We start from the raw sequence: 24,474 nt of genomic DNA on the forward strand, positions 1-24,474 counted from the left end.
TACGCGATCAGGCGGACAGGCTGGCGCGACCCTTGCTACGGCGGGACGCGAGAATCGCGCGGCCGGCACGGGTACGCATACGCAGCCGGAAGCCGTGGGTCTTCGCGCGACGACGGTTGTTCGGCTGGAAGGTGCGCTTGCTCACTCGGGGGCTCCAGAAATGACTCGTGTGTTGGCGGGACATCGCCTGGCTGTCACCGTGCGCCCACGAGAGACTCGCGTAAACGCCCTAGTGCACCGCATTCACAATCACAGATCGTGATCTTTGCCCATCGGAGGCAGGCGGCAGCAGCCATCGACAACTCGACCTGGTCACGGTACGCGCGGCTACGCCATCCGGTCAAACCGACCCTGTCGGACCCCCCATTGTGCACAGGCTGTGGACAACGACTTGAACCGCGCGGGTCGGGCTGACTACCGTGGCTGAACTCCGGTTCTTTTTCTTCCCGCCTGCCGGTCCTCACCCACCCCGACCCAAACCGTCCCGAGAACCACACATTCGTGGGACCAGCGAGAGAGCGTGCCCTGTGGCTGACGTACCTGCCGATCTTGCCGCAGTGTGGCCGCGAGTGCTGGAACAGCTCCTCGGGGAGGGGCAGCAGGGCATCGAGCCGAAGGACAAGCAGTGGATCGAACGCTGCCAGCCGCTCGCCCTGGTCGCCGACACCGCGCTCCTCGCCGTCCCCAATGAATGGGGCAAGCGGGTCCTCGAAGGCCGCCTCGCCCCCCTCATCAGCGAGACGCTGAGCCGCGAGTGCGGGCGCCCCATCCGGATCGCGATCACGGTGGACGACTCCGCGGGCGAGCCGTCCGGCCCCCCGGCGCCCCCCATGCACCAGTCCCCCCAGCCGTCCCACCGTTACCAGGGCCCTCAGCATGACGAGGGCCGGCACGGCGACGCGTACGACGGCTACGGGAGCCGGCCCTCGGACGACGGCATGCCCACCGCGCGGCCCGCCTACCCGGACTACCAGCAGCAGCGCCCGGAGCCCGGCGCCTGGCCGCGCACCCAGGAGGACCTGTCCTGGCAGCAGCCCCGGCTCGGCGGGTTCCAGGACCGCGAGCCGGCGCCCGAGCAGTGGCGCGAGCCGTACGGCGGCGGCCGCCCCCCGCAGCACGACTACCGTCAGCAGCCGCCCGAGCGCCAGGGGTACGAGCCCCAGCACACCGAGCGCCCCCGTTCCGAGCGCCCCGAGCTGCCGGAGCCGCAGCACCGCGCCGGCACCGGCCGCCCCGGCGGAGCCCCGGGCCCGATGGGCGCACAGCCCGCACCGGCCCCCGGCCCCGGCGAGCCGCACGCCCGGCTGAACCCGAAGTACCTCTTCGACACCTTCGTCATCGGGGCCTCGAACCGCTTCGCGCACGCCGCGGCCGTGGCGGTGGCCGAGGCGCCCGCGAAGGCGTACAACCCCCTGTTCGTCTACGGGGAGTCGGGTCTCGGCAAGACGCATCTGCTGCACGCCATCGGGCACTACGCGCGGAGCCTCTACCCGGGCACCCGGGTGCGGTACGTGAGCTCCGAGGAGTTCACCAACGAGTTCATCAACTCGATCCGTGACGGCAAGGGCGACACCTTCCGCAAGCGGTACCGCGACGTCGACATCCTGCTCGTGGACGACATCCAGTTCCTGGCGAGCAAGGAGTCGACGCAGGAGGAGTTCTTCCACACCTTCAATACGCTGCACAACGCCAACAAGCAGATCGTGCTGTCCTCCGACCGGCCGCCGAAGCAACTGGTCACTCTGGAGGACCGGTTGCGGAATCGTTTCGAGTGGGGGCTGACGACCGACGTACAGCCTCCCGAGTTGGAGACCCGGATCGCGATCCTGCGCAAGAAGGCGGTGCAGGAGCAGCTCAACGCCCCGCCGGAGGTGCTGGAGTTCATCGCCTCGCGCATCTCGCGCAACATCCGTGAGCTGGAGGGCGCTCTCATCCGGGTGACGGCCTTCGCGAGCCTCAACCGGCAGCCCGTGGACCTGGGGCTCACGGAGATCGTGCTGAAGGACCTGATCCCGGGGGGCGAGGACACCGCCCCCGAGATCACGGCGTCCGCCATCATGGCGGCGACCGCGGACTACTTCGGCCTGACGGTGGAAGACCTCTGCGGATCGTCGCGCAGCCGGGTGCTGGTGACGGCGCGGCAGATCGCCATGTACCTGTGCCGTGAGCTGACCGATCTCTCGCTGCCGAAGATCGGTGCGCAGTTCGGCGGCCGGGACCATACGACGGTGATGCACGCGGACCGCAAGATCCGGGCGCTGATGGCGGAGCGGCGCTCCATCTACAACCAGGTCACCGAGCTCACCAACCGCATCAAGAACGGCTGACGGCGCCCCGCGCCGACTCCCGCACGTACCCGAAGGGCGCTGTGCGGACTCGTCAGGAGTCCGCACAGCGCCCTTCCGTGTTCCCCGAAAAGCGCCTCGCAACCCCCTCCGCGCGGCTCCCGGCGCGTGCCGGCCGTCCACCGGGTCCACTCCCTGAGGCCCTGGCCTGTTCGATTAGCCGGGAGGTCACGGGTGTTCTCCACAGATCCGGGCACTTTTTTCCCTCCACAGCCTGGGGATCCAAAAGTTGTCCATACTGCATCCACAGGCAGAACCTCCGGGAGGACATCGGGCCAGCTCAGCGGGTTGGGGATTTGTGGTCAACGATGATCCACAGCCTGTGGACAAGATTTTCGTCCACAGGCTGTGCTCAAGGTTGTCCACTGGCTGCCCACAGGTCCGAGGCCGTTTTCCCCAGCAGGAGGCCGCTTCTCCACATCGCTGTCCACTGTTCGGCAACACGACAGGCCCCATCACCGTCCCGAGTGAAAGGCGTCACACCAAGAGGCAGGGTTGGCCTGTGGGGAACGGGGGTAAAGCTGGGGACAGACCTGGGGAGAAACTGCCCTCCCCTGTGTACGGGTTGTGCACAACTTCCGGGTGTCCACAGAAAGCCCGGGTTGTCCACCGGTTCCGCCCACAGGGTCGGTGGATAAAAAACAGGCTCTGAGCTGCGAAAACGGGGTTATCCACGGTTTCCACAGGGCCTACTACTACCACCACCCATAGTTAGCCCGGAATCCGTTTCGAAGTGGGGCCTGTGCACAACTCGCCCTCGGAGCGCTCCGGGCCGCTCGCCGCGATTTGACCCCGAGCAGCAACGAGTGTCGGTGCGGTGCGTCAGACTGGTCCCCGGCGTCCTCCCCCTGTCATCGGCGGAGCGACCCGACCAGACGACGAAGGCCGACGACGACGAAGGCCGACAGGGCGAAGACAGCAGGAGGCGGTTCCGGTGAAGATCCGGGTGGAGCGCGATGTACTCGCGGAGGCGGTGGCCTGGGTGGCCCGCAGCCTTCCGGCCCGTCCGCCGGCGCCCGTTCTCGCGGGCCTTCTGCTGAAGGCCGAGGACGGAGCGCTCAGCTTCTCCAGCTTCGACTACGAGGTCTCGGCGCGGGTCTCGGTGGAGGCCGAGGTCGAGGAGGACGGCACCGTCCTCGTCTCCGGCCGGCTGCTCGCCGACATCTGCCGCGCCCTGCCCAACCGGCCGGTGGAGATCTCCACAGACGGTGTACGGGCGACCGTCTCCTGCGGCTCCTCGCGATTCACACTCCACACCCTTCCTGTGGAGGAGTACCCGGCGCTTCCGCAGATGCCGACCGCGACGGGCACTGTGCCGGGTGAGGTCTTCGCCTCCGCCGCCGCCCAGGTCGCCATCGCCGCGGGCCGCGACGACACGCTGCCCGTCCTGACCGGCGTCCGCATCGAGATCGAGGGCGACACCGTCACCCTCGCCTCCACCGACCGCTACCGCTTCGCGGTACGCGAGTTCCTGTGGAAGCCGGAGGACCCGGAGGCCTCCGCAGTCGCCCTGGTGCCCGCCAAGACGCTGCTCGACACCGCCAAGGCCCTCACCAGCGGTGACACGGTCACCCTGGCGCTGTCCGGCTCCGGCTCCGGCGAAGGGCTCATCGGGTTCGAGGGCGCCGGACGGCGTACGACCACCCGACTGCTCGAAGGCGACCTGCCGAAGTACCGGACGCTCTTCCCCACCGAGTTCAACTCGGTCGCCGTGATCGAGACCGCCCCCTTCGTGGAGGCCGTCAAGCGCGTCGCCCTGGTGGCCGAGCGCAACACCCCGGTGCGGCTGACCTTCGAGCAGGGCGTCCTGATCCTGGAGGCCGGCTCCAGCGACGACGCACAGGCTGTGGAAAGGGTCGACGCCGTGCTGGAGGGCGACGACATCTCGATCGCCTTCAACCCGACCTTCCTGCTCGACGGGCTCAGCGCCATCGACTCCCCGGTCGCCCAGCTCTCGTTCACGACCTCCACCAAGCCGGCGCTGCTCAGCGGCCGCCCGGCCGTGGACGCCGAGGCGGACGACGCGTACAAGTACCTGATCATGCCGGTCCGCCTCTCCGGCTGACCTCCCCCGGCCCCGCCCCGGCGGGGCCCGACGGGCGTGTTCAGCGCCGAGCACGCCCGGCGTCCTGTCCCCTTCCGGGCGTAGGCTCGGAAGCGGGTACGAATCGGCACAACGCTAAGGAATCTCTGATGGAGCTCGGTCTCGTCGGCCTCGGCAAGATGGGCGGCAACATGCGCGAGCGCATCCGCCGCGCAGGCCACACCGTCATCGGTTACGACCGCAACGCGGATCTCGCCGATGTCCACAGCCTGGAAGAGCTTGTGGGCAGCCTCAAGGGTCCCCGGGTCGTGTGGGTGATGGTCCCGGCCGGAGCCGCGACCCAGTCCACCGTGGACGAACTGGCCGAGCTCCTTTCACCCGGCGACATCGTCGTGGACGGCGGGAACAGCCGCTGGACCGACGACGAGAAGCACGCGGAGGAGCTGCGCGCCAAGGGCATCGGCTTCGTGGACTGCGGCGTCTCCGGCGGCGTCTGGGGCCTGGAGAACGGCTACGCGCTCATGTACGGCGGCGACGCCGAGGACGTGGCGAAGGTCCAGCCGATCTTCGACGCCCTGAAGCCCGAGGGCGACTTCGGCGCGGTCCACGCGGGCAAGGTCGGCGCCGGCCACTTCGCCAAGATGGTCCACAACGGCATCGAGTACGCCATGATGCAGGCGTACGCCGAGGGCTGGGAGCTCCTGGAGAAGGTCGACTCCGTCACCGACGTGCGCGAGGTCTTCCGCTCCTGGCAGGAGGGCACGGTCATCCGTTCCTGGCTGCTCGACCTGGCGGTCAACGCCCTGGACGACGACGAGCACCTCGACAAGCTCCGCGGCTACGCGGCCGACTCGGGCGAGGGCCGCTGGACGGTCGAGGCCGCGATCGACAACGCGGTGCCGCTGCCCGCGATCACGGCGTCGCTCTTCGCGCGCTTCGCCTCGCGCCAGGACGACTCCCCGCAGATGAAGATGATTGCCGCACTGCGCAACCAGTTCGGTGGCCACGCGGTCGAGAACAAGAAGTAACCCCGCAACGAGAAGCGGGAGGGGCCGACCGCCCCTCCCGCCGACGGAGCACGGAGCAGGAAGCCGGGAAGGTCGGCGCACCACATGCACGTCACGCATCTGTCGCTGGCCGACTTCCGTTCGTACGCCCGGGCCGAGGTGTCCCTCGACCCGGGCGTCACCGCGTTCGTGGGGGCCAACGGCCAGGGCAAGACGAATCTGGTGGAGGCCGTGGGCTATCTCGCCACGCTCGGCAGCCACCGCGTCTCCTCCGACGCCCCGCTCGTCCGCATGGGCGCCGAGCGCGCGGTGATCAGGGCGGCCGTCACCCAGGGCGAACGCTCGCAGCTGGTCGAGCTGGAGCTCAACCCGGGCCGGGCGAACCGCGCCCGGATCAACAGATCGTCGCAGGTCAGACCCCGTGACGTGCTCGGCATCGTGCGGACGGTGCTGTTCGCTCCCGAGGACCTGGCCCTGATCAAGGGCGACCCCGGCGAGCGCCGGCGGTTCCTGGACGAGCTGATCACCGCGCGGTCGCCGCGGATGGCCGGGGTGCGCTCCGATTACGAGCGCGTGCTCAAGCAGCGGAACACGCTGCTGAAGTCCGCCGCGATGGCCCGCAGGCACGGCGGGCGCTCCCTGGACCTGTCGACGCTCGACGTGTGGGACCAGCATCTGGCCGGGGTGGGCGCGGAGCTGCTGGCCCAGCGCCTGGACCTGATCGCCACGCTCCAGCCGCTGGCGGACAAGGCGTACGGGGACGTGGCGCCGGGCGGCGGCCCGGTGGCGCTGGACTACCGCAGCTCCGTCGGCGGCGAGGCCGGCCCCGCGCGCACGCGTGAGGAGCTGTACGGACAGCTCATCGAGGCCCTGGCCGGGGTCCGCAAGCAGGAGATCGAGCGCGGAGTGACGCTGGTCGGCCCGCACCGCGACGACCTGGTGCTCGGGCTGCGCGGGATGCCCGCCAAGGGGTACGCGAGCCACGGGGAGTCCTGGTCGTACGCGCTGGCGCTGCGCCTCGCCTCGTACGAGCTGCTGCGCGGCGAGGGCAACGAACCGGTGCTGGTGCTGGACGACGTGTTCGCCGAGCTGGACGCCCGCCGCAGGGAGCGGCTGGCGGAGCTGGTGGCGCCCGCCGAGCAGGTGCTGGTCACCGCGGCGGTGGACGACGACGTGCCGGGGGCGCTCGCGGGGACGCGGTACGCGGTGTCCGCCGGCGAGGTGGAGCGGGTATGAGCGGCGACGGTGCGGGGAAGATCCCCGGCGGCGAGGACGGGGGGAAGCCCGCGGAGCCGTCCGGTGTGGACCTGGCCCGGGTCGCCCTGCGCGCGGCCAAGGAGCAGGCGCGGGCGCGCGGCGAGGCGGCGCAGCAGAAGAAGCAGGCCAGGCGCGGCGGCGGGCTGCGCTCCGGGGCGCGGCGGGACGGCCGCGATCCGCTGCCGCTGGGCGCCGCGATCAACCGGCTGATCACCGAGCGCGGCTGGGAGACCCCGGCGGCGGTCGGCGGGGTGATGGGCCGCTGGCCGCAGATCGTCGGCGACGACCTCGCGCTGCACTGTGTGCCCGTGCGGTACGACGAGGAGCCGGACCAGCGCGTCCTGACGGTGCAGTGCGATTCGACGGCCTGGGCGACGCAGCTGCGGCTGCTGGCTCCCCAGCTGGTGGCCCGGCTCAACGCGGACCTGGGCAACGGCACGGTGCGGATGATCAAGGTGCTGGGTCCCGGCGGCCCGCAGCACCGGTTCGGCCCGCTGCGCGCCCCGGGCAGCACGGGCCCGGGCGACACCTACGGCTGACCCGCCGCGACCTGCGCTTTTCGTGCCCGTAGCCGACTGTGTGCCGCGCTCCGGCTGCCCGGGAATCCGATGACGTTTCACGTGAAACCAGGTGGTGGTGAGCGGGCGTCCCTCACCGTAGCGGGAGGCTGACAGGCCGAAGCGCTCAACGCCTGCGTGAGCCCCTTGAGGCCCCGTCCCGGATATGGGGAGTCGTCAGCCGCTCATTCAGGGCGGCACATGCGTACTCAGGTACCCGCAAACCCCCATTCGGGTCGGCGCTACCGGTAGACTGATGAACAATCCCGTGTCTTGCGGGATTCGTCGATACAAGCCGAACGACGCAGCCGCTCCCGCCTGCCCGGAGAACGGCCTGTGCTGTGCCAGAAAGGGCGCTTCGTGGCCGATTCCGGCAACCCCAACGAGAACATTCCGTCCACCCAGGGCGACGCCGCTGCCGCCCCGGCCGAGGCGCAGCCCTCGTACGACGCCAGCGCGATCACCGTGCTGGAGGGTCTGGACGCGGTCCGCAAGCGACCTGGCATGTACATCGGCTCGACCGGTGAGCGCGGTCTCCACCACCTCGTGCAGGAGGTCGTGGACAACTCGGTCGACGAGGCCATGGCCGGGCACGCGGACTCCATCGACGTCACGATCCTCGCTGACGGCGGGGTGCGCGTGGTCGACAACGGCCGTGGCATCCCGGTCGGCATCGTGCCGTCCGAGGGCAAGCCGGCCGTCGAGGTCGTCCTCACCGTCCTGCACGCGGGCGGCAAGTTCGGCGGCGGCGGTTACGCCGTCTCCGGTGGTCTGCACGGTGTCGGTGTCTCCGTGGTCAACGCCCTGTCCACGCGGGTCGCCGTCGAGGTGAAGACCGACGGGTACCGCTGGACCCAGGACTACAAGTTCGGTGTCCCGACCGCCCCGCTGGCGCGTAACGAGGAGACCGACGAGACGGGCACCAGCGTCACCTTCTGGGCCGACGGCGACATCTTCGAGACGACCGAGTACTCCTTCGAGACGCTCTCGCGCCGCTTCCAGGAGATGGCCTTCCTCAACAAGGGCCTCACCCTCAAGCTGACCGACGAACGCGAGTCGGCGAAGGCGACGGCCGGTGCGGACAGCGCCGAGGCCGTGGAGGTTCCCGAGGAGGAAGTGGCCCGCTCGGTCACGTACCACTACGAGAACGGCATCGTCGACTTCGTCAAGTACCTCAACTCCCGCAAGGGCGACGTCATCCACGAGTCGGTGATCGACATCGCGGCGGAGGACAAGGACCGGCTGCTGTCGGTCGAGATCGCCATGCAGTGGAACACGCAGTACAGCGAGGGTGTGTACTCCTTCGCCAACGCGATCCACACGCATGAGGGCGGTACGCACGAGGAAGGCTTCCGCGCCGCGCTGACCTCGCTGGTCAACCGCTACGCCCGCGACAAGAAGCTGCTGCGCGAGAAGGACGACAACCTCACCGGCGAGGACGTCCGCGAGGGTCTGACCGCGATCATCTCGGTGAAGCTGGGCGAGCCGCAGTTCGAGGGCCAGACGAAGACCAAGCTGGGCAACACGGAGGCCAAGACCTTCGTGCAGAAGGTCGTCCACGAGCAGCTGACGGACTGGTTCGACCGCAATCCCAACGAGGCGGCCGACATCATCCGCAAGGGCATCGCCGCCTCGACCGCCCGTGTGGCGGCCCGCAAGGCGCGCGACCTGACCCGGCGCAAGGGGCTGCTGGAGAGCGCGTCGCTTCCCGGCAAGCTCAGCGACTGCCAGTCGAACGACCCCACCAAGTGCGAGATCTTCATCGTGGAGGGTGACTCCGCAGGCGGCTCGGCCAAGTCCGGCCGCAACCCGATGTACCAGGCGATCCTGCCGATCCGCGGCAAGATCCTGAACGTCGAGAAGGCCCGGGTCGACAAGATCCTCCAGAACACCGAGGTCCAGGCGCTGATCTCGGCGTTCGGCACCGGGGTCCACGAGGACTTCGACATCGAGAAGCTCCGCTATCACAAGATCATCCTGATGGCGGACGCCGACGTCGACGGCCAGCACATCAACACCCTGCTGCTGACCTTCCTGTTCCGCTTCATGCGTCCGCTGGTCGAGGCCGGCCACGTCTACCTGTCGCGCCCCCCGCTGTACAAGATCAAGTGGGGCCGTGACGACTCCGAGTACGCGTACTCGGACCGCGAGCGGGACGCCCTGGTCGCGCTCGGCAAGCAGAACGGCAAGCGGATCAAGGAAGACTCGATCCAGCGCTTCAAGGGTCTCGGCGAGATGAACGCCGAGGAGCTGCGCGTCACCACGATGGACGTCGACCACCGGGTGCTCGGCCAGGTCACGCTGGACGACGCGGCGCAGGCCGACGACCTGTTCTCGGTGCTCATGGGCGAGGACGTCGAGGCGCGGCGCTCGTTCATCCAGCGCAACGCCAAGGACGTCCGCTTCCTCGACATCTGAGTCGGCCGTACAAGCAAGCCGTAGCGCGAAAGGACTTTGACCAGCAATGGCCGACGAGAACACCCCCGCACCCGTGACGCCCGAAGAGGTTCCGCCCGTCGAGGGCGTGGGCATGCGTGTCGAGCCCGTCGGGCTCGAGACGGAGATGCAGCGCTCCTACCTCGACTACGCGATGTCCGTCATCGTCTCGCGTGCGCTGCCCGACGTGCGGGACGGCCTCAAGCCCGTCCACCGCCGGGTGCTGTACGCGATGTACGACGGCGGCTACCGGCCCGAGAAGGGCTTCTACAAGTGCGCCCGTGTCGTCGGTGACGTCATGGGTACGTACCACCCGCACGGCGACTCCTCGATCTACGACGCCCTGGTCCGCCTGGCCCAGCCGTGGTCGATGCGCATGCCGCTGGTGGACTCCAACGGCAACTTCGGTTCCCCGGGCAACGACCCGGCCGCCGCCATGCGGTACACCGAGTGCAAGATGATGCCGCTGTCCATGGAGATGGTCCGGGACATCGACGAGGAGACCGTCGACTTCCAGGACAACTACGACGGCCGCAACCAGGAGCCGACGGTCCTCCCGGCGCGCTTCCCGAACCTGCTGGTCAACGGCTCCGCGGGCATCGCGGTCGGCATGGCGACCAACATCCCGCCGCACAACCTGCGCGAGGTCGCGTCCGGCGCCCAGTGGTACCTGGAGAATCCGGAGGCCTCCCAGGAGGAGCTGCTGGACGCCCTGATCGAGCGGATCAAGGGCCCGGACTTCCCGACCGGCGCACTGGTCGTCGGCCGCAAGGGCATCGAGGAGGCGTACCGCACGGGCCGTGGCTCGATCACGATGCGCGCGGTCGTGGCGGTCGAGGAGATCCAGAACCGCCAGTGCCTGGTCGTCACGGAGCTTCCGTACCAGACCAACCCCGACAACCTCGCGCAGAAGATCGCCGACCTGGTGAAGGACGGCAAGGTCGGCGGCATCGCCGACGTGCGCGACGAGACCTCCTCGCGTACCGGCCAGCGCCTGGTCGTCGTGCTGAAGCGGGACGCGGTCGCCAAGGTCGTCCTGAACAACCTGTACAAGCACACCGATCTGCAGAGCAACTTCGGCGCCAACATGCTGGCGCTGGTGGACGGGGTGCCGCGCACCCTGTCGATCGACGCGTTCATCCGCCACTGGGTGACGCACCAGATCGAGGTCATCGTCCGGCGTACGAAGTTCCGGCTGCGCAAGGCCGAGGAGCGCGCGCACATCCTGCGCGGCCTGCTGAAGGCCCTGAACGCCATCGACGAGGTCATCGCCCTCATCCGGCGCAGCCAGACCGTCGAGATCGCGCGTGAGGGCCTGATGGGCCTGCTGGAGATCGACGAGCTCCAGGCGAACGCGATCCTGGAGATGCAGCTGCGCCGGCTGGCCGCGCTGGAGCACCAGAAGATCACCGCCGAGCACGACGAGCTCCAGGCGAAGATCAACGAGTACAACGCGATCCTGGCCTCGCCGGCGCGGCAGCGGCAGATCGTCAGCGAGGAGCTGGCGGCGATCGTCGACAAGTTCGGCGACGACCGGCGTTCCAAGCTGGTGCCCTTCGAGGGCGACATGTCCATCGAGGACCTGATCGCCGAGGAGGACATCGTCGTCACGATCTCCCGCGGCGGCTATGTGAAGCGCACCAAGACGGACGACTACCGCTCGCAGAAGCGCGGCGGCAAGGGCGTGCGCGGCACGAAGCTGAGGGAAGACGACATCGTCGACCACTTCTTCGTGTCCACGACGCACCACTGGCTGCTGTTCTTCACCAACAAGGGCCGGGTCTACCGGGCCAAGGCGTACGAGCTGCCGGACGCCGGCCGGGACGCGCGCGGCCAGCACGTGGCGAACCTGCTGGCCTTCCAGCCGGACGAGCAGATCGCGCAGATCCTGGCGATCCGCGACTACGACGCGGCGCCCTACCTGATCCTGGCCACCCAGGGCGGCCTGGTGAAGAAGACCGCGCTGAAGGACTACGACTCGCCCCGCTCCGGCGGCGTCATCGCCATCAACCTGCGGGAGACCGCGGACGGCGCCGACGACGAGCTGATCGGTGCGGAGCTGGTCTCGGCCGATGACGATCTGCTGCTCATCAGCAAGAAGGCCCAGTCGATCAGGTTCACCGCTACGGACGAGGCGCTGCGGCCGATGGGCCGCGCCACCTCGGGCGTCAAGGGCATGAGTTTCCGCGAGGGAGACGAACTGCTCTCGATGAATGTCGTCAGGCCCGGTACTTTCGTGTTCACTGCCACCGACGGCGGGTACGCGAAGCGGACCGCGGTCGACGAGTACCGCGTCCAGGGTCGCGGTGGCCTCGGCATCAAGGCCGCCAAGATCGTGGAGGACCGGGGCTCGCTGGTCGGCGCGCTGGTGGTGGAGGAGACGGACGAGATCCTCGCCATCACGCTCGGCGGTGGTGTGATTCGTACGCGAGTCAACGAAGTCAGGGAGACGGGCCGTGACACCATGGGCGTCCAACTGATCAATCTGGGCAAGCGGGATGCCGTCGTCGGCATCGCCCGCAACGCCGAGGCGGGCCGCGAGGCCGATGAGGTCGACGGACCCGTCGACAGCGACGCCGAAGGCGGGACGACCGAGGCGACCACGGCCGACGAGGCCGCCGGCAGCACGGTCGACAGCAATGTCGAGGACACGTCGTCCTCGACCGGGGAGCACGAGGAGTAGAGCGTGAGTGGAGCCACGGGCGCCGGTTCGGCCGCTTCCGGAGCCGGAGGTAACGGTGCCCGTGGCCCCGCCACGGACTCCCAAGGGGGCACTGTGACGGATACGCGGGGCCCTCAGCCCCAGTACGAGGGTTACGCGACCGGGCCCCTGCCCGGCGAGCGGGAACCCGCACCGGGCCAGGCGGGCCCGTACCACCCGCCGCAGGCCTACCCCTCGCCTCCGGGCGGGACCCAGGGCGGTGGGCGGCCCTACGGTGCTCCGCAGGGCGTGGGGCCGTCCCAGACGGCCCGCAAGCCCCGGACGGGGGCGCGGACCACTCCGCGTACCCGCAAGGCGCGCCTGCGCGTGTCCAAGGCCGATCCGTGGTCGGTGATGAAGGTCAGCTTCCTGCTGTCCATCGCGCTCGGCATCTGCACGGTGATGGCGTCGGCGGTCCTGTGGATGGTGATGGACGCGATGGGTGTCTTCTCCACCGTGGGCGGCACCATCAGCGAGGCGACCGGCTCCAACGAGGGCAACGGCTTCGACCTCCAGGCGTTCCTGTCGCTGCCCAGGGTCCTGATCTTCACCTCGGTCATCGCGGTGATCGACGTGGTCCTGGCCACCGCGCTGGCGACGCTGGGCGCCTTCATCTACAACCTGTCGGCGGGCTTCGTGGGCGGTGTCGAGCTCACGCTGGCGGAGGACGAGTAGCCCTCCGGGTATCGATTTTGGGACTGGCCCCGACGTGCGCTAATCTTCAGAAGTCAGCGCGACGGAAAAGCGCGGCGGGGCTATAGCTCAGTTGGTTAGAGCGCATCCCTGATAAGGATGAGGCCACAGGTTCAAATCCTGTTAGCCCCACCAGTACGAAGGCCCCCCACCGGAAACGGTGGGGGGCCTTCGGCGTTGTCCGAGGCGATCACGCGATCAGGTTGCGCTATCTCGTGGCCGTACGCCGCAGGCGGCCGCGCAGCGTCTCCGTCACGGCGCCCAGGACGAACGCCTGGACCAGGGCGCTGAGGACGATCCCGCCGGCCAGGAACCAGTACGAGACGTCGGCCGGGCCGCCGGCCTCCGCACCCACCATGGCGAACAGCAGGGATGCCGGGGCGGTGAGCAGGAACGGCCAGACCCCGACGAGGCCGGGGTCCCCGAAGGTCGCGACGGCCGCCTCGAACACGATGGAGGCGCCGACGATCCCCAGGTACACGGCGGAGACGCGGTTGGCGAAGGTCAGGCGGAACAGGGCGCGAGCGTGCATGGGATTCCCCCCGGAGTAGCGGTGCTTGGTGTCCTCCATGCTCGCGGCGGACCGTGCTCCGGGCGTGAGTACACCTACTCATCCGGCATGCGGGAAAGCCTGGGCGCACGGGAAAGCCCCCGTCCGGTGTGAACCGGCCCGGGGGCTCAGGGGGTCAGGTGCTGCGGCGCTGTCACGGTGGGAGGAGCGAGGCGTCCTGCGCCAGGGTGCCGTGCGAGCTGCGGGCGGAGCCCGTGGTGTTCACGGTGTTCTTCGTGTCTGCGGACAGATGCCGGGTGGCGGGTGAGGAGCCGTGTGCCTCGGCGCGGATGCGCTGCTTCATCGTGGGCGGCAGCGCCCGGTCACGCGGAAGGGTCCATCGCACCGAAGGTCCGGTCGCTGTTGCGCGGTCGGCGGGCGTGTGCTCGTGGGCCGTGGCCGCCGGCTCCGTGTTCGTGTTCGTGGCCGGCGCCTGCGCGGCGGTGGCCGTGGAGCTCGCGAGGCCCAGGGCCGCGAGGAGTGCGAAGAACGCGGTGACGAGGGCGGTCCAGATGTTCTTGGCCGAGACGGTGCTCATGGCCCCTCACTTTCGGGTGGTCCGGTTTGCTTACCTTTCCGATGATGTGGATCCGGCCCGCGATTTCGTGGACCGACGCCGCGCATGCGCCGATCTTCAGATGAACACCACTCGTATGGTTCAACCGGCCCGCTCCGGCCTTCCGTGAGGGCTTCCGAGGGGGACGCACAGAGGGGTTCCGGCCGCACGCCGGCAGGCGCCAATTGGGTTGCGGGGAGGTCACCGGTCGATATCGGCCGGTGTGTATAGTCGGGCGGCAGAAGTCCCCTACGCCAACGAAGGACGAGGTCGCGCGGTGAAGAAGCTTCTCCTGGTCGCACTGGCCGCCATCGGCGGGCTCCTCGTGTACCGCCAGATCCAGGCGGATCGCGCCGAGCAGGATCTGTGGACGGAGGCGACCGACTCCGTGCCCGCGGGTTCGGGTGTCTGAGACGGAACAGCCTGGTACGAGCCCCGGTCGCTGACGCGGCCGGGGCTTCGTGCTGTTGCGGGACCGTGACAGCCGTGCTCTTGAGTTCGCGCAAGCAAATCAATAGCTTGCGTGAGCAAAGACATTAGCTGTTCGGTCGAGGGGGCACGGGTGAGGACTGGCCATCACCGCGGCGGTGCGCGGGCGGGGATTCTGATCGGTGGGGCACTGTTCGCCCTGGTGGCGGGCGCGCTACCCGCCCCGGCGGCAACGTCCGCCCACGGGGCACCGGCGGCCGCGCGGTCCGGCGGCAACGGCAGCCTGGTGATGGTGCTCGACTCGTCCGGCTCCATGGGGGACGACGACGGCACCGGCCGCACCCGGATGGAGAGCGCCCGCGCGGCCGTCTCCACGGTGGTGGACGGCCTTCCGGAGGGCTTCCCGACCGGGCTGCGGGTCTACGGCGCCGACCGGCCGCACGGCTGTACGGACACCCGCCTCGTCCAGCCGGTGCGCGCGCTGGACCGGGGCGGTCTCAAGCGGGCGGTCGAGGCGGTGCGGCCCCGGGGCGACACCCCCATCGGCCTCTCGCTCCGCAAGGCGGCCGAGGACCTGCCCGAACCGGCGGACGGCGCCATCGGCACGCGCTCGATCCTGCTGGTCTCGGACGGCGAGGACAACTGCGGTGCACCGGCGCCCTGCGAGGTTGCCGAGCGGCTCGGCGGGGAAGAGCCCGGGCTGCGCATCGACACCGTCGGCTTCCAGGTGAAGGGCCCCGCCCGCGAACAGCTGGAGTGCATCGCGCGCGCGGGCAACGGCCGTTACTACGACGCACCGGACGCCGACGCGCTGGCCCGCCAACTCCAGCGCGCCGCACGGCTCTCGGCGGACGGCTACCGGCTGAAGGGGCGCCGGGTGACCGGCGCGGCCACGGCCGACCGGGCACCCGTACTGACCCCCGGGCAGTACCTGGACACCATCGGGCCGGGCGAGAAGCGGTACTACGCGGTCGACTTCGACGCCGCCTCCACGGCGGACCTCGCCGCGACAGCGGTCCCGCAGCCGGGGGCGGCGGTGGACACGTTCGACGCCCTGACCACCAGGATCGAGCACACCGGACACGGGTACTGCGCGACGGACACCGAGCGCTTCTCGCAGCGGGAGGGCGCGGTGCCGCTGACGGCCGCCGTCGCCCGGGTCCCCTCGCCGGACGGCGGCCGCGTCTGCGACCGTGCGGGCCGCTACCGGCTCGTGGTGGAGCGGACGAGCAAGAAGGGCTCGGACGCGGCCCGTTGGCCCCTTGAGCTGGTGTACGGGGCCGAGGCGCCGCTGGCGGAGGGGGTGACGCCCGCCCAGTCGGAGACGGAGTTCGGCGAGGGCGACGCGACCGTCGCGCTGCCGACGGGCGACCCGCGCGATGTGCGGGGCGGCACCGGCTTCAACGACGCGCGGGAGCTCGGCCCCGGCGTGTGGCGTGACCGCGTCCTGCCCTCGCAGACCCTCTGGTACAAGGTCCCGGCGGGCTGGGGCCAGCAGGTGTCCTACACCGTCGAGTTCGCGAACGAGCCCACGGTGGACCGGGCCCACTCCACGTACTCGTACGGCGCGACCCGGCTCTACACCCCGGCCCGGTTCCCGCTCGACGGGGGCGGTGAGTTCCACGGGAGCACGCTGTACGACGGCAGCCCCGCGGCGGTCCGGATGGGCGGGGTCCCGGTCGCCTGGACCAACCGCTACGAGAGCCGGTCCTACGTCCAGCCGGTGCGCGTCGGGGGCGACTTCTACATCTCGGTGACGCTGGGCGCGCGGGCCGCGGAGATCGCGGAGAACCCGGAGATCGGTGTGGTGCTGCGCGTGGCGGTGCTGGGCGAGGAACGCTCCGGGCCGGGACGCGACGCCCCGGCGGTTACGGGACCGGCGGGCGGGAAGACCGGCGGCGCCGAGGGCGCGGGGTCGGACAAGCAGGGCGATTCGGCCGCCGCCGCAGACAGTGGCGGTGCGGGAGGGGCAGGATGGGCGGTCGTTGCGGCCGCGGGCGCGGGGGCTGCCGCCATGGCCGCGGTTCTGGCCGTGTTCGTATATGTACGCGGCCGCCGGAGGGCAGCCGTACGGATGACGAGGGGAAGCGCGTGATGAGGCGGCGCAGCAGGATGCGGGGGGCGCTCGCGGCGGTGGCGGCGGTGTTCGCGGTGGCGGCGCTGCCGGGACAGGCGTACGCGGCCGGTGCCCCCGGCTCGTACACCTTCGATCCGGGCGCCGAGTCGGCGGTCGGCGCCGACATCAGTGCCGAGGCGACGAAGCTGAAGCCGGGCGGGGTCTACAAGAGCGCGATCCGGAGCGGCCAGAAGCTGTACTACCGGCTGGACCTGGACGCGAAGACGAACGCCTACGTCTCCGCCGTCGTCGTGCCGAAGGGCGGCGGCAAGGTGTCGTACGGGGACGGGATCACGGTCAGCATCCGGGACAGCTCGGACGACGAGTGCAGTTCGCAGGACGCCGTGTTCGGGAGCGCGCAGTACCCGCGCCCCATCGCCGCCTATGCCTCCCGGCGGATCGACAAGGACGGCACCTGCCAGGACGCCGGTACGTACTACGCGCTGATCGAGCGGGAGACCAAGGAGACCTCGGACCAGGGGGAGTGGGACCTGGAGCTGCGTTACGCCTCCGAGCCGGAGCTCGCGAACGCCTCCTCCGCGCCGACCACCGCTCCGACGTCCTGGGCGTCCGCCTCACCGCAGCCGCCCGCCGCCGCCACGGACAACACCCGCCGAGGAGGCGCCGGTTACTACGACGCCACGAGCCTGGAGACCGGCGAGTGGAAGGACCGGATCGAGCCCGGGCAGACCCTCTTCTACCGGGTGCCGGTGGACTGGGGCCAGCAGCTCTTCGCCACGACCGAGCTGAGCAACAGCCCCTCCGAGAAGAGCGCGTACGTCAGCAGTGCGCTGGCGGTGTCGCTGGAGAACCCGGCACTGGGGCACGTCACCGAGGTGTCGCCCACGTCCTATTCGGGAAAGCCGGTCTCCGTTCCCTTCGACCCGCTGCCCCCGGTGGCGTACCGGAACAGGTACGACTCCAGTGACGATGTCGGCGGGATGCGGTTCGCGGGCTGGTACTACCTCTCCGTCACGCTGAGCCCGGACGTCGCGAAGCCGTACGGGCAGAAGCCGATCGCGCTGACCCTCAAGATCAGTGTGAAGGGCGAGGCGGGGAAGTCGCCGTACAAGGGCGATGCCGGGATCTTCTCCGTGACCCAGGGCGACAAGGACGCGGCGCGGGAAGGGCAGAGCGGCGCGCAGGCCGCCGAGGCCAGGAGCGAGCGCTCCACGATGAAGCTGGTCGCGGCGGCCGGAATCGGCGCCGGCACCGTGCTGGTGCTCTGGCTGGGGGCGTGGACCCTGATCGCGCGACACCGTGCGGCTGCCGCACCGGCCGCGCCCACGGGCGGGCAGTACCCGTACGGAGGGCCGCCTCAGGCCTGGTAGGCGCGGGCGGCAGGCCCCGTACTCAGGACTGGGTCAGCGCCCAGATGCCCACGGCGAAGCAGACCAGCGCCACCAGCAGGACCGGGACCGCCACCTTCGGGGACGGTCCCGGACGCGTTCCGGGGGCGGACGCCGGTGCCTGTGCCTGGAAGGGAGCTGCCCCTTGCTGGGGGGCCGTGTAGGGGTGGGTGAAGGAGCGATCCTGCGGACCGGGGGCCGGCGCGTGCACGGGCGCTGCGTCGGGGGCGGTGTAGGCGGCCGGCTGCGGATAGCCGTACGGGGCCGCGGGTGCGGCGGTTTGCGGGGCGTGGTGCGAGGGAACGGCCGGCCCGGGGGGCGGGAGGTGGAAGCTGCCCGTCTCGGACATGGGAGCGGGCGCCGGGGCTTGCTGGGGCGACGGAGGCGCGGTCGGCTGACCGCTTGTCTGAGGACCGGGTGACTGTGCTGCCGCCGGGCCGTCGGACCGCAGGGGGCCGTCGGGGCCGAATCCCTCGGGAAGCGGGCCGATCTGGTCGAAGACCTCCACCGGCTCCTCGGCGTCCGAGGGCTCGGGAAGCATCTCGACGGCGGCGTTCAGGGCCTTGCGCGCGCCCGTGGCCGTACGGAAACGGTCCTGCGGGTCCGGCTGCAGGAGCCCCGCGATGACCTGCCACAACGGCTCCGGGACGCCGTCAGGGGCACTGGGCGTGCCGTGCTCCGCGAAGTGTTCGATGAGCTCCTGCGAGTCGGGCTTGGTGCCCTGGAGCAGATAGAGGGCGACCAGGCCGACCGCGAAGAGGTCCGCCGGGAAGTCCGGCTCGGCGCCCATCATCTGCTCGGGCGCGAAGTAACCGAGCGTCCCCACCACGTAGTTCGTCTCGGTGAGGCGCGGCTCGCCCTTGCGCATGGAGATGCCGAAGTCCGACAGCCGCAGATGCGGGCGGCCCCGGCCGGTGGCCTCCATGAGGATGTTGGCCGGTTTGATGTCCCGGTGCACCACGCCCTCGGCGTGCACCGTCGAGAGACCGGCCAGCAGCTGGTCGAGCAGGGTGCAGACGAAACGAGGGGGCAACGGGCCGTAGTCGCCGATGACATGGGCCAGCGAGCCGCCGCTGACGAGGTCCATGGTGAAGAGGACCTGGTCGTCGTCGGCGGCCCAGCTGGCCGGCGCCAGCACATGGGGGTGCTCGATGCGCAGCGCCTGTTCACGGACGAAGCGGAGCAATGTGTGCGCGTCGCTCTGCTGGAGCACCTTGGCCGCCACATAGCGGCGGCGCCGGTGGTCCCAGGCGCGCCACACGGCACCGACCCCACCGCGTCCGATCGGATCGACCAGTTCGTACCGTCCGGCGAAGACCTCACCCATGGCGCTGCGCCCGCTCCCCGTTCGTGTTTCCGGCCCGTGCCCCCGTACCGTGCGGGGCCTAGCTCTGGTGGCTCTCGTAGTGCGCCACCGCTTCCGCGGTGCGCCCCGCTCCGTACACCCGGAGGAACTCTGCCAGTTCCGGGTGCGTCGGGGCGAGGGAGTCCGCCGCATCGATGATGTCACCGGCGGCCGAGACCGACCGCAGCAGCGACTGGATCTCCCGGACCACCCGGCGGACGGTGGGTGCTCCGCCGGTCGATGTGGTCTGGCCGGTGCCGGAGAGGACCGAGCCGCCCTGGGACTTCTTGATCTCCTCCATCCGGGCCGTGGCCTCGGCGGCGCTGACGCTGCCGTCGGCGACCTGTCCGGCCAGCTCCTGAAGGGCCTGGACGCGCTGGACGACAGCCGGGTTGCCGATCTTCGCGCGCTGACCGCTCATGAGCTGGGAGAGCATGGGAGCGGACAGTCCGAGTGCCGCGGCGAGGCGGGCCTGGTTGAGGCCGAGGTCGTCGATCAGCCGGCGGAAGAGCGCCCCCAACGGCTCCCCGTACCAACTGCGCTGGAGGTCTCTGGCTCTGGCCGTCGCCTCTTGCTGCGCTGCATCCATTGCGTCTCCCCTTCGCATCGGCTTCGCTGCTGCGAACCTCGACCAGCATCTTACGGAGCGTGGTCGCGCACGGGGAGTCCCCGAATTTTTGCAGGATCACCGGGGTGAGCCGGTACTCTGTTCTGCGGCGGTGGCCGGAACATCGAGGTGTTCGGGCTGCGTGCTGTCGGGGCCTTAGCTCAGTTGGTAGAGCGCTGCCTTTGCAAGGCAGATGTCAGGAGTTCGAATCTCCTAGGCTCCACACCCCGAGAAACCCCCTGATCTGCGGAAACGCGGATCAGGGGGTTTCTTTGCGCGGGCTGTCGCGCGGTGTGCGCGGGTCAGGCGCGGTCGTCCAGGCCCGTGCCCTCCGGGCCGTCCTCGCCGGCCGCCTCGGCGTCGGCCTGCTTGGCCTCGACCTCGGGGTCCAGGAGGGTCGAGGTGTGCGGGCTGCCGTCGACGGAGGACAGCGGGGCGCGGTCGTCCACCTCGGTGGGGGCGGGCGGCTCCACCAGCCACTCGGGGTTGGCCTGCTTGTCCCACCAGCGCCACACCGCGTAGCCGGCGGCCGCGAGGATGCCGGTCACGGCCAGGCCCTTGAACGCCTTGCCCGCCCTGGCCCGCCGCTCGTGCTTCCGGGCCAGCTTGCGGATCTGCTTGGCCGTGACCTGGCCGCGCAGTGCGGCCACCGCGGCGGCGCTGCGGGCGGCGGCTTCCTCCGCCACCGGCTGGGCGGCGGCCCGGGCGCTCTCGATGCGCGGGACGGTGTAGTCCGCGGCGCTGCGGGCGGCCTGACGGGTGCGGAGCGCGGCGCGCTGGGCGGCCTCGTCGACCTTGGGGGGTACGTGCGTGCGGGCGAGCTCGATACGCGGGGCGACGTGCGCGCCGTACTGCACACGGGCCTGCTTGGCTGCCTTCGACACCTTCGGTGCGAGCAGCGTGCGGGCCTCGTGCGCATAGTGAACGGCCTGGTCCTTGGCCGAGTCGGCGTAGGGCGCCACCACTTCCGCGGCGTGCTGCACGCTGTCCCTCGCCGAGTCGGTTGCGGCACGCACGCTGTCGATGCGGGTCACGGGATCCTCCTCCTTGGTGGCGGGTAGGTACTCCGCCTTTCCACCCAATTCGAGATCATGCCTGCGTGGGCCCTGTGCGGCATGTGGGGCGGGCATCCGGGTCATTCGGTACCTCCCGACGACCATGCCATGGTTCATCCGGTATCGCGCCGGTTCGTCACGCACTTGGCCGCATCGATTGTGCCGCGGCGGCGCGGAGGCGACCGGCTCCCGCCTCGGACGCCGCGGGGGCGGCCCGTGCAAGGATCGGAGCGTCGGTCCGGCCCCGTCAGCGGTGCGGTCCGGCGCGCAGCGCAGACGCGCAGAGCACACGTGCAGACTCACGGAAGGCAGATCGTGGCCGAGCAGCTTTACGCCACCTTGAAGACCAATCAGGGCGACATCGAGATCCGGCTCCTGCCGAACCACGCTCCGAAGACGGTCAAGAACTTCGTCGAGCTCGCCGAGGGGGAGCGCGAGTGGACCGACCCGGCCACGGGGCAGCCGACCCGGGCCCGGCTGTACGACGGCACCGTCTTCCACCGCGTGATCAGCGGTTTCATGATTCAGGGCGGTGACCCGCTGGGGAACGGCACGGGTGGCCCCGGGTACAAGTTCGCGGACGAGTTCCACCCCGACCTCGCCTTCACCAAGCCGTATCTACTCGCCATGGCCAACTCCGGACCCGGCACCAACGGCTCGCAGTTCTTCATCACGGTCTCGCCGACGGCCTGGCTGACCAACAAGCACACGATCTTCGGCGAGGTGGCGGACGCGAAGAGCCAGCAGGTGGTGGACGCCATCGCGGGCACCGCGACCAACGCGCGTACCGACCGGCCGGTGCAGGACGTCGTCATCGAGTCGGTGAGCGTGGAGAAGCGCTGATCGCCCAGCGCGTCCGTCCGCTCACTCTCCGATTTCACGTTCGGGAACCAACCGCCCCGCCCGTCCGTATCTCATGGCAGAACGGATGCGCGGGGCGGTGTCGTCCGCATCCGTGCGACGACGAGGACCGAGGGGACCGGGAAGCCATGGGACCGATGGACCAGCAGCCGCCGGGCGCGGCCGGAACACCCCCGCCCGTCGAGGGGCCGGCCCACTGCTACCGGCACCCGGACCGGGAGACGGCGGTCCGGTGCGTCCGCTGCGACCGGCCCATCTGTCCGGACTGCATGGTCGACGCGTCGGTCGGCTTCCAGTGCCCGGACTGCGTCCGCCGGGGATCCGGTACGGGGCACAGCGCCTCGGCCGCCCGCCCGCGCACGCTGGCCGGAGGCGTCGTCGCGGTGGACCCCCGGCTGGTCACCAAGATCCTGATGGGGATCAACCTCGCGGTGTTCGTCGCGGTCCTGGCCGACGAATCGCTGGTCGACCGCCTGATGCTGCTCGGCCGCGCCAACTTCTACTACGGCGGGCCGCCCGAGGGCATCGCGGAGGGGCAGTGGTACCGGCTGGTGACGTCGATGTTCCTGCACCAGGAGGTGTGGCACATCGCCTTCAACATGCTGGGGCTGTGGTGGCTGGGCGGACCGTTGGAGGCGAAGCTGGGCCGCGTCCGCTTCCTCGCGCTCTATCTGCTCTCCGGGCTGGCGGGCGGCGCCCTGACGTACTGGCTCGCGGAGCCGAACCAGCCGTCGCTGGGAGCCTCGGGCGCCATCTACGGTCTGCTGGGCGCCACCGCCGTACTGATGCGCCGGCTGAACTACGACATGCGGCCGGTCATCGCGATCTTCGTGCTTAACCTGATCATCACCTTCAACCCCTGGGGCGGGATCGCCTGGCAGGCGCATGTCGGGGGCCTGATCGCCGGAGTGCTGATCGGGATCGGCATGGTGCACGCCCCGCGTGAGCGGCGGGATCTGGTGCAGTTCGGGACCTGCGCCCTGGTGCTCGTGGCCGTCGTCCTGATCGTGGTGACGAGAACGGCAGCCCTGACCTAGAGGGCGCCTCCGACTGTCTCCACAGGACAGTTGTGGACCATTTGTGACCGGAGTTGTCCACAGGGTTCCACAGCATGATCCGGATCTTGTGCATAGTGCGGGAACAGCTGTGCCCCTTGTCCCTGAGCTGGGTTTTTCCAGTCGGGACAAGGGGCGTCCCGCCCCGGGGCGGGGGCGGCTGCAGTCACACCGGCGTCAACGGCCTGAGAGTTATCCACAGATCGTCTGACCTTTTCCCCCACCTGTGGATAACGCTGTGGGTAACTCAGGGCAGGGGTTGCGGAGCAGGGCCGGCGTGTGGTTCTACGCGGTCGCGCGGGCTACTTCCACTGGGTGGAGACGCCGAAGCCGCCGGCGATGAAACCGAAGCCGACGACGATGTTCCAGTTCCCCAGCGACTTCACCGGCAGATCGCCGTCGGTCACATAGAAAACGACGATCCAGGCCAGCCCGATGAGGAACAGCGCCAGCATCACGGGCGCCACCCAGCTACGGCTGGTCAGCTTTATGTTGGTCGCCTGCTTCGCCGGGGGCGGCGTGAAGTCGGCCTTCTTGCGGATCCGTGACTTCGGCACGAGGAACTCTCCTGTCGATGCGCTGCGTGACCGCGCAGGGAACTGTGGCTGGCGCCGGGGCGGGGCGCGAGGGGGAATGTGGCCTCCCCCGGGCGTCCGTTAGCGTAGTCCTTCCGTGGCACCGAAGGAGATAAGGGTACGTTGAGCAATTCTGCCGACTCTCCCCCCGGGCCGGTCCGCCGCACCTTCCGGCACCCGGCCAGAGTGCTCACGGCTGCCGTTTTCGCCCTTGCCGGACTCATCTTCGTGACCAGCGCGAATACGGCGAAGGGCACCAATATCCGGACCGACGCCTCACTGCTGAAGCTTTCCGACCTCATCCAGCAGCGCAGCGAGAAGAACGCCGCCCTGGAGGAGTCCGCCGCATCCGTGCGCGAGGACGTCGACAGCCTGGCCCAGCGCGACAACGGCAGCACCAGGGCGGAGGCCGCCAGGCTCAAGGCGCTGGAGCGGACCGCGGGCACCACCGAGCTGTCCGGCCCGGCCGTCTCCGTCACGCTCAACGACGCCCCGCCCAACGCCACCGCCAGCCCCGGCTACCCCGACCCGCAGCCCAACGACCTGGTCATCCACCAGCAGGACCTCCAGGCCGTCGTCAACGCCCTGTGGCAGGGCGGCGCCAAGGGCGTCAAGGTCATGGACCAGCGGCTGATCTCCACCAGCGCCGTGCGCTGCGTCGGCAACACCCTGATCCTCCAGGGCCGGGTCTACTCGCCCCCGTACAAGATCACCGCGGTCGGTGACACCGCTGCGCTGCGACGGGCGCTGGACTCCTCGCCGGCGATCCAGAACTACCTGCTGTACGTGAAGGCGTACGGGCTCGGCTGGAAGGTGGACGAGCAGGGGACCGCGACCCTCCCCGGCTACTCGGGCACGGTGGACCTGCACTACGCGGAGCCGGTGAAGTAGCAGACGGCGACAGGCGCCGCACAGCTTTCCACAGGCATCCCACGC

The 24,474-nt window shown here is 70.0% G+C and carries 21 protein-coding genes and 2 tRNA genes; 16 read left to right on the forward strand and 7 right to left on the reverse strand.

Going from position 1 to position 24,474, the window contains the following annotated elements; genetic code table 11:
* Positions 1-7: 7 nt before the first annotated feature.
* Positions 8-145 carry a 50S ribosomal protein L34 gene (gene rpmH / locus AMK18_RS20555; protein WP_006348049.1) on the reverse strand — a complete coding sequence of 46 codons (138 nt, stop codon included), beginning with the start codon at positions 143-145 and terminating at the stop codon, positions 8-10.
* 382 nt (positions 146-527) lie between these two features.
* Here rpmH and dnaA point away from each other — a divergent pair, with 382 nt between their 5' ends.
* The 9 genes from dnaA (at position 528) to AMK18_RS20605 (ending at position 13,175) form a co-directional block, all read left to right on the forward strand.
* Entirely contained in the window at positions 528-2,327 is a 1,800-nt protein-coding gene (gene dnaA / locus AMK18_RS20560; protein WP_073863862.1) for a chromosomal replication initiator protein DnaA, read from the forward strand.
* A 952-nt stretch (positions 2,328-3,279) separates the two neighbouring features.
* On the forward strand, positions 3,280-4,410 hold the full coding sequence (dnaN, locus tag AMK18_RS20570) for a DNA polymerase III subunit beta (RefSeq protein ID WP_018101898.1): 1,131 nt from the start codon (positions 3,280-3,282) through the stop codon (positions 4,408-4,410).
* A 128-nt stretch (positions 4,411-4,538) separates the two neighbouring features.
* A complete protein-coding gene (gene gnd, locus AMK18_RS20575; protein ID WP_026171362.1) occupies positions 4,539-5,417 on the forward strand; it encodes a phosphogluconate dehydrogenase (NAD(+)-dependent, decarboxylating) in 879 nt (292 codons plus the stop codon).
* Positions 5,418-5,501: 84 nt separating this feature from the next.
* Positions 5,502-6,632, forward strand: a complete 1,131-nt coding sequence (gene recF, locus AMK18_RS20580; protein ID WP_073863864.1) for a DNA replication/repair protein RecF — start codon at positions 5,502-5,504, stop codon at positions 6,630-6,632.
* A complete protein-coding gene (locus AMK18_RS20585; RefSeq protein WP_073863865.1) occupies positions 6,629-7,192 on the forward strand; it encodes a DUF721 domain-containing protein in 564 nt (187 codons plus the stop codon). The genes recF and AMK18_RS20585 overlap by 4 nt, the downstream gene beginning before the upstream one ends.
* A gap of 354 nt (positions 7,193-7,546) precedes the next feature.
* Complete coding sequence (gene gyrB / locus AMK18_RS20590) at positions 7,547-9,628, forward strand: DNA topoisomerase (ATP-hydrolyzing) subunit B (RefSeq protein ID WP_018101901.1); 2,082 nt, start codon at positions 7,547-7,549, stop codon at positions 9,626-9,628.
* Positions 9,629-9,674: 46 nt separating this feature from the next.
* Complete coding sequence (gyrA, locus tag AMK18_RS20595; RefSeq protein WP_073863866.1) at positions 9,675-12,329, forward strand: DNA gyrase subunit A; 2,655 nt, start codon at positions 9,675-9,677, stop codon at positions 12,327-12,329.
* A 93-nt stretch (positions 12,330-12,422) separates the two neighbouring features.
* Positions 12,423-13,022 carry a DUF3566 domain-containing protein gene (locus AMK18_RS20600; protein ID WP_026171363.1) on the forward strand — a complete coding sequence of 200 codons (600 nt, stop codon included), beginning with the start codon at positions 12,423-12,425 and terminating at the stop codon, positions 13,020-13,022.
* Between the two features lie 76 nt (positions 13,023-13,098).
* Positions 13,099-13,175 (forward strand) — tRNA-Ile (locus tag AMK18_RS20605).
* A gap of 73 nt (positions 13,176-13,248) precedes the next feature.
* Here the strand turns inward: AMK18_RS20605 and AMK18_RS20610 are convergent.
* Together AMK18_RS20610 and AMK18_RS20615 are read right to left on the reverse strand one after the other, a co-directional pair.
* Entirely contained in the window at positions 13,249-13,572 is a 324-nt protein-coding gene (locus AMK18_RS20610; RefSeq protein ID WP_026171364.1) for an SCO4225 family membrane protein, read from the reverse strand.
* Between the two features lie 172 nt (positions 13,573-13,744).
* On the reverse strand, positions 13,745-14,128 hold the full coding sequence (locus tag AMK18_RS20615) for a DUF6344 domain-containing protein (protein ID WP_018101905.1): 384 nt from the start codon (positions 14,126-14,128) through the stop codon (positions 13,745-13,747).
* Positions 14,129-14,423: 295 nt separating this feature from the next.
* Here AMK18_RS20615 and AMK18_RS35275 point away from each other — a divergent pair, with 295 nt between their 5' ends.
* The 3 genes from AMK18_RS35275 to AMK18_RS20630 all read left to right on the forward strand — a co-directional run bounded on the left by AMK18_RS35275 (position 14,424) and on the right by AMK18_RS20630 (position 18,022).
* Positions 14,424-14,558 carry a DLW-39 family protein gene (locus AMK18_RS35275; protein ID WP_003958712.1) on the forward strand — a complete coding sequence of 45 codons (135 nt, stop codon included), beginning with the start codon at positions 14,424-14,426 and terminating at the stop codon, positions 14,556-14,558.
* A gap of 150 nt (positions 14,559-14,708) precedes the next feature.
* Positions 14,709-16,670 (forward strand): vWA domain-containing protein, encoded by a 1,962-nt coding sequence (locus AMK18_RS20625; protein WP_241836609.1) that lies wholly within the window; start codon positions 14,709-14,711, stop codon positions 16,668-16,670.
* Positions 16,671-16,687: 17 nt separating this feature from the next.
* Positions 16,688-18,022, forward strand: a complete 1,335-nt coding sequence (locus AMK18_RS20630; RefSeq protein ID WP_073863868.1) for a hypothetical protein — start codon at positions 16,688-16,690, stop codon at positions 18,020-18,022.
* Positions 18,023-18,044: 22 nt separating this feature from the next.
* Here the strand turns inward: AMK18_RS20630 and AMK18_RS20635 are convergent, their stop codons facing one another.
* Together AMK18_RS20635 and AMK18_RS20640 are read right to left on the reverse strand one after the other, a co-directional pair.
* The gene (locus AMK18_RS20635; RefSeq protein ID WP_073863869.1) at positions 18,045-19,367 is read right to left on the reverse strand and encodes a serine/threonine protein kinase; all 1,323 of its coding nucleotides are present in this window, start codon (positions 19,365-19,367) and stop codon (positions 18,045-18,047) included.
* 58 nt (positions 19,368-19,425) lie between these two features.
* Entirely contained in the window at positions 19,426-19,974 is a 549-nt protein-coding gene (locus AMK18_RS20640) for a helix-turn-helix domain-containing protein (RefSeq protein ID WP_026171365.1), read from the reverse strand.
* Positions 19,975-20,142: 168 nt separating this feature from the next.
* Between AMK18_RS20640 and AMK18_RS20645 the strand changes: the two genes are divergently transcribed.
* Positions 20,143-20,215, forward strand: a tRNA-Ala gene (locus AMK18_RS20645).
* 79 nt (positions 20,216-20,294) lie between these two features.
* Here the strand turns inward: AMK18_RS20645 and AMK18_RS20650 are convergent.
* Positions 20,295-21,026 carry a DUF5324 family protein gene (locus AMK18_RS20650; RefSeq protein ID WP_018101910.1) on the reverse strand — a complete coding sequence of 244 codons (732 nt, stop codon included), beginning with the start codon at positions 21,024-21,026 and terminating at the stop codon, positions 20,295-20,297.
* 336 nt (positions 21,027-21,362) lie between these two features.
* Here AMK18_RS20650 and AMK18_RS20655 point away from each other — a divergent pair, with 336 nt between their 5' ends.
* Positions 21,363-21,890: a peptidylprolyl isomerase gene (locus AMK18_RS20655; RefSeq protein WP_018101911.1), complete on the forward strand. Its 528-nt coding sequence runs from the start codon at positions 21,363-21,365 to the stop codon at positions 21,888-21,890.
* A gap of 155 nt (positions 21,891-22,045) precedes the next feature.
* On the forward strand, positions 22,046-22,945 hold the full coding sequence (locus tag AMK18_RS20660) for a rhomboid family intramembrane serine protease (RefSeq protein ID WP_073863870.1): 900 nt from the start codon (positions 22,046-22,048) through the stop codon (positions 22,943-22,945).
* A gap of 320 nt (positions 22,946-23,265) precedes the next feature.
* On the opposite strand, the gene crgA is transcribed toward AMK18_RS20660, so the two are convergent.
* Positions 23,266-23,520, reverse strand: a complete 255-nt coding sequence (gene crgA, locus AMK18_RS20665; protein WP_018101913.1) for a cell division protein CrgA — start codon at positions 23,518-23,520, stop codon at positions 23,266-23,268.
* Between the two features lie 141 nt (positions 23,521-23,661).
* Here crgA and AMK18_RS20670 point away from each other — a divergent pair, with 141 nt between their 5' ends.
* Positions 23,662-24,429: a DUF881 domain-containing protein gene (locus AMK18_RS20670; protein WP_073863871.1), complete on the forward strand. Its 768-nt coding sequence runs from the start codon at positions 23,662-23,664 to the stop codon at positions 24,427-24,429.
* Positions 24,430-24,474: the final 45 nt, after the last annotated feature.

Origin of the sequence: Streptomyces sp. CB01249, assembly GCF_001905735.1 — a bacterium.
In the GTDB taxonomy this organism is placed as follows: Bacteria; Actinomycetota; Actinomycetes; order Streptomycetales; family Streptomycetaceae; genus Streptomyces.